12 protein-coding genes are annotated in these 17093 nt (G+C 36.8%); 9 read left to right on the forward strand and 3 right to left on the reverse strand.

From position 1 onward, the window contains the following. Positions 1-55 precede the first annotated feature (55 nt). On the forward strand, positions 56-2083 hold the full coding sequence (locus ACZIX2_RS10215; RefSeq protein ID WP_463339986.1) for a M3 family metallopeptidase: 2028 nt from the start codon (positions 56-58) through the stop codon (positions 2081-2083). Between the two features lie 65 nt (positions 2084-2148). Here the strand turns inward: ACZIX2_RS10215 and ACZIX2_RS10220 are convergent, their stop codons facing one another. Then, on the reverse strand, positions 2149-2952 hold the full coding sequence (locus ACZIX2_RS10220; RefSeq protein ID WP_463339987.1) for a UbiA prenyltransferase family protein: 804 nt from the start codon (positions 2950-2952) through the stop codon (positions 2149-2151). A gap of 229 nt (positions 2953-3181) precedes the next feature. On the opposite strand from ACZIX2_RS10220, the gene gcvP reads away from it, so the two are divergent. From gcvP to ACZIX2_RS10255, 7 genes are all read left to right on the forward strand, one after another. Further along, complete coding sequence (gene gcvP / locus ACZIX2_RS10225; protein ID WP_463339988.1) at positions 3182-6031, forward strand: aminomethyl-transferring glycine dehydrogenase; 2850 nt, start codon at positions 3182-3184, stop codon at positions 6029-6031. Between the two features lie 195 nt (positions 6032-6226). Then, a complete protein-coding gene (locus ACZIX2_RS10230) occupies positions 6227-6892 on the forward strand; it encodes a TonB-dependent receptor plug domain-containing protein (protein WP_463339989.1) in 666 nt (221 codons plus the stop codon). A gap of 637 nt (positions 6893-7529) precedes the next feature. Then, positions 7530-8588, forward strand: a complete 1059-nt coding sequence (locus ACZIX2_RS10235) for a 3-oxoacyl-ACP synthase III family protein (RefSeq protein WP_463339990.1) — start codon at positions 7530-7532, stop codon at positions 8586-8588. A gap of 264 nt (positions 8589-8852) precedes the next feature. Next, positions 8853-9374, forward strand: coding sequence for a methyltransferase (locus ACZIX2_RS10240; RefSeq protein WP_463339991.1), 522 nt, complete (start codon positions 8853-8855; stop codon positions 9372-9374). 90 nt (positions 9375-9464) lie between these two features. Next, complete coding sequence (locus ACZIX2_RS10245) at positions 9465-10313, forward strand: glycosyltransferase family 2 protein (RefSeq protein WP_463339992.1); 849 nt, start codon at positions 9465-9467, stop codon at positions 10311-10313. A 112-nt stretch (positions 10314-10425) separates the two neighbouring features. Continuing rightward, positions 10426-11175 carry an MlaE family ABC transporter permease gene (locus ACZIX2_RS10250; RefSeq protein ID WP_463339993.1) on the forward strand — a complete coding sequence of 250 codons (750 nt, stop codon included), beginning with the start codon at positions 10426-10428 and terminating at the stop codon, positions 11173-11175. Further along, positions 11172-11933 carry an ABC transporter ATP-binding protein gene (locus tag ACZIX2_RS10255; RefSeq protein WP_463339994.1) on the forward strand — a complete coding sequence of 254 codons (762 nt, stop codon included), beginning with the start codon at positions 11172-11174 and terminating at the stop codon, positions 11931-11933. Before ACZIX2_RS10250 ends, ACZIX2_RS10255 begins: the two co-directional genes overlap by 4 nt. A 102-nt stretch (positions 11934-12035) precedes the next feature. Here the strand turns inward: ACZIX2_RS10255 and ACZIX2_RS10260 are convergent, their stop codons facing one another. After that, positions 12036-13016: a zinc-binding dehydrogenase gene (locus ACZIX2_RS10260; protein WP_463339995.1), complete on the reverse strand. Its 981-nt coding sequence runs from the start codon at positions 13014-13016 to the stop codon at positions 12036-12038. 209 nt (positions 13017-13225) lie between these two features. Between ACZIX2_RS10260 and ACZIX2_RS10265 the strand changes: the two genes are divergently transcribed. Then, positions 13226-15445, forward strand: coding sequence for a M20/M25/M40 family metallo-hydrolase (locus tag ACZIX2_RS10265; RefSeq protein ID WP_463339996.1), 2220 nt, complete (start codon positions 13226-13228; stop codon positions 15443-15445). Positions 15446-15686: 241 nt separating this feature from the next. Here the strand turns inward: ACZIX2_RS10265 and ACZIX2_RS10270 are convergent, their stop codons facing one another. Further along, complete coding sequence (locus ACZIX2_RS10270) at positions 15687-17093, reverse strand: HmuY family protein (protein WP_463339997.1); 1407 nt, start codon at positions 17091-17093, stop codon at positions 15687-15689.

The raw sequence follows: 17093 nt of genomic DNA on the forward strand, positions 1-17093 counted from the left end.
AAATTATTAACTCAATACCCTACAATGCCCCCTTTGGGGGTTAGGGGGCTTAGCTATGGAAATATTAACTTCTACCTTCAAAACGAAATACAATACTGCACCCTTTTCTCAGATAAAATTGGAGGATTATAAACCTGCGTTTATCGGGAATATCGCTGCAGCAAAAGCGGAAATTGACGCCATCATCAACAATCCAGCAGCTCCGACTTTCGAAAACACTATCGAGGCCTTGGATTTTTCAGGAAATGCTTTGGACCGTTTATCGTCTATTTTTTTTAATTTGAATTCGGCCGAAACTTGCGATGAGATGCAAAAAATCGCCCAAGAAGTTTCGCCTTTGTTGACCGAATTCAGCAACGATATTACCTTAAACCAAGCCTTATTCCAAAGAATAAAATCGGTTTACGAGCAAAAAGACAACTTGAATTTATCGCCCGAACAAGCGACTTTATTGGATAAAAAATTCAAAAGTTTTTCTCGAAATGGTGCCTTGCTTTCGGAAGAAGACAAACTAAAATTGCGCGAAATCGATACGGAATTGGCTAAACTCAAATTGACTTTCAGTGAAAATGTTTTGGCCGAAACCAACAACTACCAATTGCATTTAACCAACGAAGCTGATTTGAAAGGTTTACCTGAAGGTGCTATTGAAGCCGCTAGTGCATTGGCCAAAAGCAAGGATTTGGAGGGTTGGATTTTCACTTTGGATTTCCCAAGTTACCTTCCGTTTGTGACCTATGCCGACAATCGTGAATTGCGCAAAGAAATCGCCATCGCTGCTGGTAAAAAAGCCTTTCAAAATAACGAATTCGACAATCAAGAAATTGCCTTGAAAATTGCCAAGTTACGCTTCGAAAGAGCAAATTTATTAGGCTATGAAACGCATTCTCATTTTGTCTTGGAAGAAAGAATGGCGCAACATCCCGAGAAAGTCAAATCGTTTTTGAATGATTTACTGACCAAAGCCAAACCCGCAGCCGAAAAAGAATTTGCTGAATTATCGGCTTTCGCCAAAGAATTAGATGGCATAGAACAATTAGAAAAATGGGATGGCGCTTATTATGCTGAAAAATTGAAGCAAAAATTATTCAATTTGGATGACGAAAAACTGAAACCTTATTTTCAATTAGAAAACGTTTTGAACGGCGCTTTTACTATTGCCAATAAATTATTTGGATTAACCTTCACAGAAATTTTCGACATCGATAAATACCACGAAGAAGTTTCCACATATGAAGTAAAAGATGAATTTGGCGAACTCGTAGCTATTTTCTACGCCGATTTTTTCCCAAGAAAAGGCAAACGAAACGGTGCTTGGATGACTTCTTTCAAATCACAATACATCAAAGACGGCATAAACGAAAGACCTCACATTTCTAATGTTTGCAATTTCACCAAGCCAACCGCCACCAAACCTTCCTTACTAACGTTTAATGAAGTAACGACTTTATTCCACGAATTTGGTCACGGATTACACGGTATGTTGGCCAACACTATTTATCCAAGTTTGTCAGGAACCTCAGTATACTGGGATTTTGTAGAATTACCAAGTCAGGTGATGGAAAACTGGTGTTACGAACCTGAAGCTTTGGCTTTATTTGCCAAACATTATGAAACGGGAGAAATTATTCCGCAAGAATATGTAGATAAAATAAAAGAAAGCGCCAGTTTCCAAGAAGGGATGGCTACGCTTCGCCAATTGAGTTTTGGTATTTTAGATATGGCCTTTCATAGTAACAATCCAAGCGCGATTACTGACATCAAAGCTTTTGAAAAAACGGCTTTTGAAGGTACCTCTTTATATCCTGATGTTGCCGAAAACTGTATGTCGGTTTCTTTCTCCCATATTTTTGCAGGAGGCTATTCATCTGGCTATTACAGTTACAAATGGGCGGAAGTACTCGATGCCGATGCATTTGCCTATTTTCAAGAAAAAGGCATTTTCAACAAAGAAGTGGCGACAAAATTCAAAGAGCACGTCCTTTCAAAAGGCGGCACCGAATTGCCAATGGAACTCTACAAACGCTTTAGAGGTCAAGAGCCAAAGGCAGATGCTTTATTAAAAAGAGCGGGGTTACTGTAAAAGATTGCAGATATTACAATTTAGAATTCAAAGAAAAACCGAGGTAGCAATGCTTCGGTTTTTTTTTAGAGCAATAAACGAAGTGCCAACCACCAAAAAATTGGTATCGCCTCCACCCAAAACAAGGTGTAATATTTGGACCGATTTTCATTAGCAAATGCTAAAAAAAAGGCAATAACCAGGATAAAAAAAAGAGAAACTAAACTAAAGTTCCCATTCAAAAAATCCAAAAGACAAATTAAAAACAACAAGCCAAAACCTAACTTCTTAGTTCGCTCCACGCCTATTTGCTGCGGTACAGTTTGCAACAAAGGATCATCATTTTTTAAGTCGACAATTTCAAATATGACAATCAAAACAAACACAAAAATAAACCGCTGCAAACCATATATCAGTAATAAAAAATCAAATGGCAAATCGCCTTCCAAAACAGGCAACGCAACAGTAGTCAAAGCCCAACACAAAGACACAATATAAATTTTAATCCCCTTCCAATTCCTTGCATTGCTCCGATTTGGAAAAAAAGGCAAAGTGTACAATAACGTCAAAACGATAACACAAAAAGCCCCCAATTGTGTGTGCCAACTCAATCGGAAAAAAGAATATATTGCACCTAAAAACACCAATCCACTAAAAGCAAGGATTGTCTTTAATTCACTACGAATAGTGTGTTTTCTAATTCGAACTAAAGATTCATATTTAACAAAGTTGTAAGCCAAAATAGTGCTCAAAAAGACGAAGCTTTTTAAATAAGCACTTGTTGAAATCCATAACTGTTGTTGAGTGATGAGTAACAAAGCCAAACACGACAAGCCCACATGTAGACTACCTTTGATGTAAAAATAAAATAACTGCCTGAAGATCTTCATTAAACAAAAATTAATCAATTATAATCAAATGAATGATTTGGCTGAAAAATCTATAAAAATTACCCTTACAAATAGGTTATGAATTATTAATAATACTTATTTTTGCGCATCAAAAAACAACACTTACAGTTCTTTGTTCAAGGAGTTTGCTTGATTTTTTCAAATGTAATCCAAAACATTTCAATTGAGACCTTTTTGACAAAGAAATAAAAAACACGATTAAGTACAAATGAGAACAGATGCTTTTGCTTTAAGACACATTGGTCCAAGAGAGAATGACCTTCAACACATGTTGAAAACCATTGGAGTTGATTCGATAGAACGACTCGTTTATGAAACCCTTCCAGATGACATTCGTCTAAAAGCACCACTGCAATTGGACCCTGCCATGACAGAATATGAATTTGCAAAACACATTCAAGAATTAGGCAATAAAAACAAAGTGTTCCAATCTTATATTGGTTTAGGCTATCACCAAGCAATCGTTCCTGCAGTAATTCAAAGAAATATATTTGAAAACCCAGGATGGTACACGGCTTACACGCCTTACCAAGCCGAAATCGCACAAGGTCGTTTAGAGGCGATTTTGAATTTCCAAACTATGGTGATTGAACTTACCGGAATGGAAATTGCCAATGCTTCACTTCTTGACGAAGGTACTGCAGCGGCTGAAGCTATGGCTTTGCTTTTTGATGTAAGAACCCGCGATCAAAAGAAAAACAATACCAACAAATTCTTCGTTTCTGAAGAAATTTTACCTCAAACTTTATCAGTTTTACAAACACGTTCCACACCTATCGGAATAGAATTGGTAGTGGGTAACCACGAAACTTTCGAATTCTCGGAAGACTTTTTTGGAGCAATGTTACAATATCCTGGTAAATTCGGTCAAGTATACGACTATTCACAATTTATCTCAAAAGCTGCAGCTCACGAAATAAAAGTAGCCGTTGCGGCAGACATTTTGAGTTTAACCAAATTGACTCCTCCAGGCGAAATGGGAGCAGCTGTAGTAATTGGTACTACACAACGTTTCGGAATTCCATTAGGATATGGTGGCCCTCACGCAGCATATTTTGCAACCAAAGAAGAGTACAAACGTTCTATGCCAGGACGAATTATTGGTGTTACTATTGATGCGAACGGAAATAGAGCCTTGAGAATGGCTTTAGGAACTCGTGAACAACATATCAAACGTGAAAAAGCGACTTCAAATATCTGTACTGCACAAGTATTATTGTCAGTAATGGCAGGTATGTATGCCGTGTACCACGGACCTAAAGGTTTACGATATATCGCTAATAAAGTACACGCCGTGGCTGCAACAACTGCTAACGAATTGACTAAATTAGGGTACGAGCAAACCAACAGCGCTTTCTTCGATACAATTGTAGTGAAAGCTGAGGCTCAAAAAATAAAAGCAGTAGCGGAACAAAACAACATCAACTTTTTCTACATCGACGAAGCAACAGTTTCTATTGCATTCAATGAAACCACTAGTATCGAAGACGTAGCCAAAATTGTTAGTATTTTCGCTACCGCAAAAGGAACTCAAGCTCCCGAAATCGCTGAATTAACAGTAACCAACCACTTCCCAGAAGAATTAAACAGAACATCTTCGTTTTTACAACACGATGTTTTCAATAAATACCATTCGGAGTCGGCTATGATGCGCTACATCAAAATGCTAGAACGTAAAGATTTATCATTGAACCATTCGATGATTTCTTTAGGCTCTTGTACTATGAAATTGAATGCAGCTTCAGAAATGTTGCCATTGAGCAACCCACAATGGAACAACATTCATCCTTTTGCTCCACTAGATCAAGCTCAAGGATACCAAGAAATGTTGCGCAAATTAGAACAACAACTAAATGTAATCACAGGATTTGCGGGTACTACTTTACAACCTAACTCTGGTGCACAAGGAGAATACGCAGGATTGATGGTGATTCGTGCGTACCACCAATCTCGTGGAGATCACCACAGAAATGTTGCCCTTATTCCTTCCTCTGCTCATGGTACGAATCCTGCATCGGCAGCAATGGCAGGGATGAAAATCGTGGTAACCAAAACTTTGGACAACGGAAACATTGACGTAGAAGATTTACGTGAAAAAGCGATGCTACACAAAGACAACCTTTCATGTTTGATGGTAACTTATCCATCTACTCATGGAGTTTACGAAAGCGCCATACAAGAGATTACTCAAATAATCCATGAAAACGGAGGTCAAGTATATATGGACGGAGCGAATATGAACGCTCAAGTAGGATTAACCAACCCAGCTACTATTGGTGCGGATGTTTGTCACTTGAACTTACATAAAACCTTCGCTATCCCTCACGGTGGTGGTGGACCAGGTGTTGGACCAATTTGTGTAGCGCCTCAATTGGTTCCATTTTTACCTACAAACCCAGTAATTCCAACTGGAGGAGAAAATGCCATTACCGCTATTTCTGCTGCACCTTGGGGATCCGCTTTAGTTTGCTTGATTTCTTATGGATACATTTCTATGTTAGGTGCTGAGGGATTAAAATCAGCTACTGAACACGCTATTTTAAATGCCAACTACATCAAAGAAAAATTAAGTGGTCACTATGATACTTTATATTCTGGTGAAATGGGTCGCGCAGCACACGAAATGATTTTGGAATGCCGTCCTTTCAAACAAAAAGGAATCGAAGTAACGGATATCGCTAAACGTTTGATGGATTATGGCTTCCACGCGCCAACAGTTTCTTTCCCAGTGGCAGGTACCTTAATGATCGAACCAACCGAAAGTGAAAACTTAGAAGAATTGGATCGTTTCTGTGATGCTATGATTTCCATCCGAAAAGAAATCGAAGCCGCAACTATCGAGGACAGCAACAACGTTTTGAAAAACGCCCCTCATACATTAGCGATGCTAACAGCCGAAATTTGGGATTTCCCATACAGCAGAGAACAAGCTGCTTTCCCATTAGAGTATATTGCCGAAAACAAATTCTGGCCTACTGTGCGCAGAGCCGATGATGCTTATGGCGACAGAAACCTAGTTTGTAGCTGTGCTCCAATTGAAGCGTATATGGAAAGTTAAAACCATATATTGTACCAACTTACAAAACCCTTTCAGCAAATGAATTCTGAAAGGGTTTTTCATTTTAACCCAGACTCCATGGATTTCACAACTATAAAAAAACACCACATAAAATTGCAAAAAAATAAATTTTAAAACTATTGTTAAAATTAATCACTACATTTAACAACCTAATTCTTAATTATTTGATTCGTTATGAAAAATTCAAGGTTGATACAGATTCTTTGTTTGCTATTGGTGGTTTTGGGATATGGCCAAAATAAACTAAAAGGAAAAGTTGTCGATTTTAATAACAAACCCATTGCAAAAGCAAAAATCTATTTAGATTCCATATACTCCAATGTTAAAACAAATAAAGATGGAGAATTTGAAGTTTTACTTCCTGAAAATGTAAAAACCATCAATGTAGTTTCAAAAAACCACGAATTATCATCTTCTGAATACACCAAGGAAAGTACTATGAATTTCACACTAAAAGAAGCTGTTAAATCCAAAAGCCATAACAAAGAAAATCATGATGTATCAGCATATTCAGAATCGAATCAAAAATTTATTCTTCGTGATGCACAAAAAAATAAATCTACCGAAAACAAATATACGTATCTTACAATTTATGACATGATAAGAGGTAAAGTTGCTGGAGTATCCGTTTCGAATGACAACAGAATAACTATTCGAGGAAATAGCTCATGGAGATATGTTGGCCAGCCATTATTTGTTGTAAATGGAACAGTAGTAGCAAACATTGACTATCTTCTACCAATCAATGTAAAATCAATAACAGTTTTAAAAGATAACGAAGCAGCTATATATGGAAATCGAGCTTCGCAAGGTGTATTGGTAATTACTACAAAAAATTAATTGCATTTATATTTTAACTCTAAAAAACACTTCAAGCAATCAAAAAAAAAAAAATGATTTCATTTTCATATTTGTCTAAATAAGATACTCCATTTACATTTAACTTATTTCCACTATAATTATTAATCATAAAAATAAACGTAAAGATTCCTTATGACAATCTATTAACCAAAATCGAATAGTTTTAATGATAGTTAAAAAAATGAGACTTATGTTGACATAAATCTAGTTTACAACTGAACTCCTATCGAGTCACTCAATGAAAGTTAACATCTTTTCGTGTTCAAAAAATAATTTAACCCGACAGAAACCAAATTTGTCGGGTTATTTTTTTGAATTGAATCTTCTTATAATTTAAACAGCAGTACACAACAAGAAAAACAACTTAACAATTGAATTGCTATTTAAAGCAAAATAATTTCAGAAATTTTCAAAAAAACAGTATAAAACGAATAAAAAAAACAGCAATTCATAATTATATGCATGCATAGTATATTTTTTTACGCAATTGCAATTATATTCCTTACATTAGCCGGAATTATAAAAAACACATATAAAACCCACTTTTTTTACTGATTTCGCTTAAGCAATTGTATTTTGTTTACAAATCAATCAAAAAAGTACAACAATCCTATATATGAGCATACAAATAACGGGCATAGGAAGTTACATACCTACCCTATCTGTAAAAAACACCGATTTTGACCAACATATTTTTTTAAACGAAGACGGCACTCCATTTGAATATCCTAATGAGATTGTAATTAGCAAATTTAAAGGCATCACTGGAATCGAAAACCGTCGGTATGCAGAAAACCTATACAACACTTCAGACCTAGCCTACTTTGCTTCACAAAAAGCAATCGAAAACGCCAATATCGACCCAGAAACCATAGACTATATCATTTTTGCACACAACTTTGGCGACGTAGATCATGAAACCATTCAAGGCGATACCTTGCCTAGTTTAGCTACTAGGGTCAAAAACAAACTTCAAATAAAAAACCCAAAATGTGTGGCCTATGATCTTATTTTTGGCTGTCCAGGATGGATTGAAGGCGTACTGCAAGCCAATGCATTTATCAAATCCGGTATGGCCAATCGTTGTTTGGTCATTGGAGCTGAGACGCTTTCGAGAGTGGTAGACCCACATGACCGCGACTCCATGATTTATGCTGATGGTGCTGGAGCGGCAATCATTGAAGCAGCTACAAATGACACGGGTATGCTTTCCTACGAGAGTGGCACATTCGCCATTGAAGAAGCTTCTTTTCTGTTTTTTGGAAAATCCTACAATCAAGAAAATGATCCCAAAACGCGCTACATCAAAATGCATGGTCGCAAAATTTATGAATTTGCTTTAAGCAAAGTCCCTGCAGCCATGAAAAGCTGTTTGGATAAAAGCGGCATTGACATCACTCAAATCAAAAAAATATTAATTCATCAGGCCAATGAAAAAATGGACGAAGCCATTATTCAACGGTTTTATAAATTGTACGGTCAAAAACCACCTCACGATATTATGCCGATGAGCATACATGAATTAGGCAATAGCAGTGTGGCCACCGTACCTACTTTGTTTGATTTATTATCAAAAGGCCAAATTGAAAATCACGAAATTCAAAAGGGTGATCTTCTTATGTTTGCTTCAGTAGGTGCCGGAATGAATGTTAACGCCTTTGTATATCGATATTAGAAGCAATTAATGCTTGACCCAAATTGCGCAATTCACTAATTGCTTTTTTTCTGGAGCTTATCCAGCTATCCACTACAAGTCCTCGCCCTGGAGTTTATTTCTGCAAGGCGCCTCAAGAGCTTCTTTTAGTCGCTTTGATGCACCAGCATAAATTAAGCCCCAGTGCTGTGGGCTTTTCGTTTTTATCTGGGCTAAACTATGCCTACCTAATACTTATAATTTGTATATTTGCGCCCTCTGTCTCAGAGAAAAAATCAAATTAACATGTACGAAAAAACTTTTCCTAATAAACGATTCAAGCATACTTTAGAGTTTTTACAAAAACATATTTCCACATCCGAAACTATTTTTGATTTAGGTGTTCCCAACCCGTTTTCCAAGATAATGGAGGAAAATGGTTATACTGTAAAAAACACTACTGGTGAGGATTTAGACCTCAATCAAAACGCCTTACAAACCGAGAACTACACGGTTTTTACCGCCTTTGAAATTTTTGAACACCTATTAAATCCTTTTACGGTTTTACAAAATGTAAAAAGCGACAAATTATTGATTTCTATCCCACTTCGATTATGGTTTTCACCTGCCTACCGTAGCAAAACCGATATGTGGGACAGACATTATCACGAATTTGAAGATTGGCAATTGGACTGGCTATTAGAAAAAACAGGTTGGAAAATTATTGCTAGAGAAAAATTTACGCATCCCGTAAAAAAAATAGGATTCCGTCCACTATTGCGTTTTTTCACCCCTAGATATTATATTGTTTACGCTGAAAAAGCCTAAAAATAAATCACAAAAATGAAATTCCAAATTCCAATATAGAGTGCATCTACTGATTTGGAATTTGGAATTTTAAAATTTTGGAATTTCCCTATGAAGTACTACATCATCATCCCTGCTTACAACGAGGAAGCTTTTATGGCTTTGACTTTACAGTCACTTGTAGATCAAACGATTCAGCCAGCAAAAGTTATAGTCGTGAACGATAACTCTACCGATTCGACTGCTGAAATTATCGCACAATTCTCTCAAAAATATCCTTGCATTGAATTGGTAAATAAACAATCCAATGCGATTCATTTACCAGGCAGTAAAGTAATTCAAGCCTTTCATGAAGGCGAAAAACACATTGATGACCAGTATGACATTTTAGTAAAAATTGATGCCGATTTGATTTTTCCGAATCAATATTTCGAAACCATCATACGTCATTTTCAATCCGATGCACAAATTGGGATGGTCGGCGGATTTTGCTACATTGAAAAAAACGGAGAATGGGTATTAGAAAATTTAACCGACAAAGATCATATTCGAGGGGCCTTGAAAGCCTATCGGAAAGCCGCTTTCCAACAAATTGGAGGTTTAAAACCCGCTATGGGTTGGGATACCGTAGACGAATTGTTGTGTAAATTTTATAATTGGAAAGTGGTAACTGATGAAAGTTTACATGTAAAGCACCTCAAACCCACAGGAGCCAACTACAACAAAGCGGCCCGTTATAAACAAGGTGAATCTTTTTACACCTTGGGTTACGGCTTTTTCATCACGATGATTTCTTCGGCAAAATTGGCCTTAATGAAAAAGAAACCTCTTTTGTTTTTTGATTACATCCGAGGTTTTCTAAAAGCAAAAAACAACAAAACACCATTATTAGTCACAAACGAACAAGCCCAATTTATTAGAAGCTATCGTTTACAAAAAATGAAACAAAAATTGTTTTAATAGGAGCCGTATTAGGAAGCAACTAAACCCAAAAATATAAACAAAATACAGTATTTTTGCGTTTCTATTTTGCCTACTGCACCAACTAATCTGAAACTAGAATACTCAAAAAATGATGCTTATTCGCTACTTATCACAAATTGGAAAATACTTCCTGATGCTTAAAGAAATTTTCGTTAAGCAAACCAAATGGAGGGTTATGAAAGATTTAATTTTCAAAGAAATTGACGATTTAATCATCAATTCCATGGGAATTGTTTGTTTTATTTCTTTTTTTGTGGGTGGCGTTGTTTCTATACAAACGGCATTAAACCTTACAAACCCTCTAATTCCAACGTACCTTATTGGCTTTGCAACACGTCAATCTGTTATTTTGGAATTTGCCCCTACTTTCATTTCGGTAATTATGGCTGGAAAAATGGGATCTTTCATCACTTCAAGTATTGGCACCATGCGTGTTACAGAGCAAATTGATGCGCTAGAAGTTATGGGAGTCAACTCCTTAAATTATTTGGTTTTCCCCAAAATCATTGCGCTTTTATTGTTCCCATTCGTAATTGGCATCAGTATGTTTTTAGGCGTTTTTGGCGGATGGGCTGCAGCAGTTTACGGTGGATTCACTTCCAGCGAAGCATTTATTCAAGGAATACAATTGGAATTTATTCCCTTTCATATTACTTATGCTTTTATTAAAACATTAGTATTTGCGATGTTACTCGCAACCATCCCTTCTTTTCATGGTTACTACATGAAAGGTGGTGCACTAGAAGTGGGTAAAGCAAGTACCGTTTCCTTTGTTTGGACTTCGGTTTGCATAATCACCTTCAATTACATTTTAACGCAATTATTACTTGGGTCATGATCGAAATTAAAAACATACACAAATCGTTTGCTGGCACTAAAGTTTTAAAAGGAGTTTCATGTCTCTTTGAAGCAGGAAAAACCAACTTAATTATTGGCCAAAGTGGCTCTGGAAAAACCGTCTTATTAAAGAGTTTATTAGGGATTCATTATCCCGAAACTGGTACCATATCTTTTGATGGGAGAATATATTCAAAATTGTCGCCCGACGAAAAAAGAGACATACGCACCGAAATTGGCATGGTTTTTCAGGGAAGCGCTTTGTTTGATTCAATGACAGTAGAGGAAAACGTTGGTTTCCCATTAAAAATGTTTACTAACAATAGCCCGAGTGAAATTCGTGATCGTGTCGATTTTGTGTTGAAGAGAGTTAATCTTGTCAATGCACACCACAAATTACCTTCTGAAATTTCGGGTGGAATGCAGAAAAGGGTGGCCATTGCTAGAGCTATTGTCAACAATCCTAAATATTTATTTTGTGATGAGCCCAATTCAGGCTTAGATCCCACTACTTCCATTATTATCGACAATTTAATCCGAGAAATTACAGAAGAATACAATATTACTACGGTTATCAACACCCATGATATGAATTCGGTAATGGAGATTGGCGACAAAATTTTGTTTTTAAAAAATGGTCTGAAAGCTTGGGAAGGGACTAAGGAAGAAATTTTCCTAACCGAAAACGAAGCGATAGTTGAATTTGTATACTCATCTAATTTGTTCAAAAAAGTAAGAGAAGCCTATTTAAAAAGTTAAATAGATTATCCTTTTATCGGGCACTTAAATTACTTTCATCAGCAACAAACTGTAGCGATAATCATAGCTTTTCAAAAATGGTTTTCAACCTTGATATCAATGTTAAAGCACCATTACGTATTTGCCTAAGTTGTTCCGGTTTCGCATTTTTTCTAGAGTTAGTCCTACCTCATCAAGAGCAACTTCATGAATAACGGGGACGGAGATGGCACCAGTTTCAAGATGGCTTGAAAAGGCCATACCTGCATGGACCAAACTTGACATTCCTTTTTTTCCATTATTATGACCTGCTCCTAATGAAAGTTGATGAAAACTGAGCCCTCGCATGAATATATTGTCATAAGCTTCTGTTCTCAACGAAGACACTAAAGCAATCATTTCCCCTTCGTAGGCTAGCAAATTAGATAACGCAATGTCATGCTCTCTTCCAACGGCATCAATTATTTTATCTACACCCAAACCATCAGTCATGGCCAGCACTCGATCAAACCAATCCTCCTCTTTATAATCTACAACATGAGTAGCTCCTAGTGACATCACATACTCGTGATTTTGAGAAGAGCAACAAGCAATTATCTTTTCTACATTCAATAGTTTCGCAATCTGAATAGCAAAACTACCCACGCCTCCCGAGGCTCCCATTATAAAAAGAGTATCTTGTTTTTGTACGCGCAATTTATCTACTAGGGCACGCCAAGCTGTCCAGCCAGCACAAGGTGTTGCTGCTGCAACAATAGAACTAACTTTAGGGTGTGGCAATAGCGTATTGGCATTATGAATGGCAAATTCTGCAAAACCTCCATTAGGCTGGAACATATTACCATGATAAAGCACCCTGTCTCCCACTTTCCAATGGGTCACCCCTTCTCCTACTAACACAATCTCCCCAGCAACATCCAACCCAGCTATCCAAGGATCAGACATTTGAGCTACACTAGTTTTCCAATGTATAATTTTAGCATCCACAGGGTTAAGACCACACGCAAATACTTTTACCAAAACCTCACCCTTTTGAGGTAAAGGTCTTTCAATTTCTCTCACAACAAATTGATCGCTTACTGGATGGAAGGTAACTGCTTTCATATGCGTTTTTCTATCTAAAATACAAAAAAATAAAAAAAACACATGACTTTAATTTAAATTTTAAAACATAATACACTAATTAACAACCACTTACTTCCGCAAAAAACCTCAATCTCAAGGAAATTAAAAATTTAATACTTTTTTATTTAAAATGATTATAAATAAGATACTGCTTTTTGTATCTTCGTAAAAGTAAATCAAACATAATTATGACTTTAAAAAACTATACCCTTGCATTACTTATGGTGTGCAGTCTAGCGGCCCACGCTCAAGAGAACAACCTTAAAAACATACGGAAACTTACATTTGGTGGCGATAATGCCGAAGCCTATTTTAGTCCAGACAGTAAATCATTGACACTTCAAGTCACCAACCGCGAGTTGGGCGCCGAATGTGATCAGATATTCTCTTTGGATTTAACCCAAGAGAACATCGATGCTAAAAGTTTAAAACGTATCTCTACAGGAAAAGGAAGGACTACCTGTTCTTATTTCATGCCCGATGGCAAACATATACTATACGCCTCCACACATGCTTCCCATCACGCTTGTCCTGCGCCACCAAAACCAAAAGACGGCAAATATTTGTGGGCCATTTACCCAGAGTTCGATATTTATATGGCGGACACCAATGGCAATATTGTAAAACAACTTACCAATTCCCCTGGCTATGATGCCGAAGCAGTTGTATCGCCAGATGGAAAAAAAATAGCTTTTACCAGTATTCGAAGTGGTGATCTAGAAATATACACCATGGACATCGATGGTAGTAATGTTAAACAAATTACTCACGGATTGGGGTATGATGGCGGATGCTTTTTTTCGCACGATAGCAAAAAACTAGTGTTTCGTTCTTCTAGACCCAAAACTGAGGCAGCCATAAAAGAATACAAAGACTTATTAGCTGAAAATTTGGTAGCTCCAACAGAAATGGAGATATACACTTGCAATATTGATGGTACGAATTTGAAACAAATCACTCATTTAGGCAAAGCCAATTGGGCACCCTTTTTTCATCCATCCGACCAAAAAATTATCTTTTCCTCCAATCATCATGCAACGCGTGGCTACGATTTTCAACTTTACATGATCAATACTGACGGTACAGGTTTACGCCAAATCACTTGGGAAAGTGAGTTTAATGCTTTTCCTATGTTTTCGCCTGATGGCAAAAAATTGGTTTTCTCAAGTAATCGTCAACAAGGTAAAGCAAGAGAGACCAATGTGTTCATAGCGGATTGGGTAGAAACCGATGAAGCCGAAAACGTAAACTCCAAGCAACTAAAAAAACACATTTCCTACTTGGCTTCTGATAAATTACAAGGAAGATTAGCTGGATCAAAAGGAGAAAAACTAGCCGCCAATTATATTGAGAATGAATTTAAGAAATTGGGTTTAAAACCATATCAGAAGAACTATCAACAACCCTTTACGTATAAAGTGGCCTTGAACCCACATGATACCATTTTAAAGAGTGCTCCTATTAATGGAACCAATGTAATAGGTTATTTAGACAACAACGCTAAGCACACCATAGTAATTGGCGCACATTACGATCATTTAGGATTAAACGAGCACCATCATTCAACTAAAATGAATTCGGAAGGAGAAGTTCACAATGGAGCGGATGACAATGCTTCTGGTGTTGCCGATGTTTTAGAACTTGCCAGAATCCTATCACAAAATGCTACTAAAGAAAAAGTAAATTTCCTATTTGCGTTATTTTCGGGAGAAGAAGATGGCTTGATAGGATCTAAACACATGGCCGAAACCCTTAAACAAAATTTTCCAAACGTTTCTGCCATGATTAATATGGATATGATAGGTCGTCTAGACGATAAAAAATCGCTTGTGATTGGCGGAACAGGCACTTGCCCTTCTTTTCCAGAAATCATCGAAAAAAACAAACCTGCAGGATTTAACATTACACAAGAATTAAGTGGTATAGGCCCATCAGATCATACTTCTTTTTACTTAAAGGACATACCTGTTTTGTTTTTCTTTACTGGAACACATCAAGATTACCACAAACCAAGTGATGATGAGGAAAAAATAAATTACGAAGGAGTATCGACTATCATAAGTTTTGTATTGCGTACGGTAAATGCTATTGCCGATTTGGATCAAGTTGAATTTACAAAAACAAAAGTCGAAGCTGGAAAAAAAGCACCAAAATACAAAGTTACCCTTGGAATTATGCCTGATTATACGGATCATGGCGATGGATTGCATGTGGATGGTGTAACTGAAAATCGTCCGGCACAACTTGCAGGAATACAAGCAGGAGATATCATTACCAAAATAGGTGATTGTATCATCAAGGAAGTCTATGGATACATGGAATGTTTGTCCAAATTAAATGCAGGTGATGTAAAAGAAGTAACTTTCTATCGAGGAGGACAACAAATGACCGTGAAAGTAGTTTTTTAATCTTCTTCAAGTTTGGATTGACAATTACCAAAGTACCAAATTGCGCATTAAAATAACAATCCTTGGAAAGAAAATAACTACTACATTAGTTTGCTCTTGACAACATTGCTTAACTCTTTTACAGTTTGTAGTATTCTCAATAGCTACTAACTAGAAATTCGGAATAGGAACAAACATCAATCAAACACCTAGAGCAAAAAAAACCCGGATTAATTTCCGGGTTTTTTATTTACTGTTAAAACTAATTCAACTTAACATATTCGAAGATAGATGTCCCCCTAGTTCCAGTCGAACTTAACAAACCATTGAATTTTAACTTATAAATATTCCCTGCTGCATCTTTAAGCACAAAAAAACAGTCGGTTTTGACCGAAGGAGCTGGATAAGTGACACGCCAATTGGTTCCTATTGCTCTACGCTCAATTGCATTATCCAAATCAAATTTTGAAGCAACCACATGATCAAGAGTAAATTCGGCATAGGTCTTTTCGGAAGTAGGTACGACATATACTTTTGTGCCGTTCAAATGATTCGTTAATACCGCATCTGCAAAGAAGTATGACACATTTTCGCTACCATTTAATGTATAGCCAACATAGGGCGTAAACAGAAGATCCCATTTATTTTTTAAAGGCTCTGCGTTTACAATGGTATTGGTAAGCAAACTAAAAAAAGTGTGATTAAATTCAGCCTTCTTAGGTATGATTATTTCGTTATGAGAAGTGGCATCAATAGCAGCATATTGTAATTTATAATTAGTACCACTACGCAAAATTCTGATTTTTTTCCAACCTCTAGCTGTTCCTGTCAATGCTGCCGCCGTACCTGATGCCGGAGCAGAAGCAATGTTTTGTCCTAGATTAACTAGATAAACTTTATTATTGGCATCGACCGAAGAAATTTCGGCTATTGCAGTGGCAGAGAGTTGCCCACTAGGGTGATCCACGTATTTAGCAGATGAAGGTTCATAATTGCCTGTCGTTACTGAAGCATCTTCCATTTGAACTTCATCTATATTATTCGTGTTAAGCTGCTTAACGGCAAGTCCATTGATTCCTGAATTTAAAATCACTCTAAAATCAGTACCCGAAGAAAAACCTAATTCCCATCCCACACGATTTACCGTGGTACCTATTCCAGAACTCAAATCAACATAAAACGAATGCGGAAAAGTGTTACCTCCATTCTCTACCACTACCGTTTTGGCTACCACAGGAGTTTCATTAAAATTAAGTTGAGTAGTTTTGTTGTTCTGCAAAATTTCCACTCCCTCCACAGAAAGAGAAACAATAGAGAACTTGACATTTTTCACCTCCCCCTCTATCGCATCAATCAATTTTGAAAAAGTAAACGCAATAGATGTGGCATTTGCATCAAAAGGCAAAGTCAAGGTGTTTGAAACACACTTAGGATAAGTCACAAAGTCTTTTCCGTATTCAAGTTGAGTAGGTTGTACATTCAAAACAAGAGTGCCTGCTGTAGCAACTGGCTGAGAAAAAGCTATAATGACCTGAGTATCCTGCTGGGTTAAATTGTGTTCTTTATGAACAAAAGCAACTTGTGTTGCAGGAGATAAAGAGGCAGAATCCTCGCTACAACTCGAAAAAGAGACCATAAAAAGCACTAAAATGAAATAGATATTTTTCAT

It is taken from the genome of Flavobacterium riviphilum, from assembly GCF_055231795.1.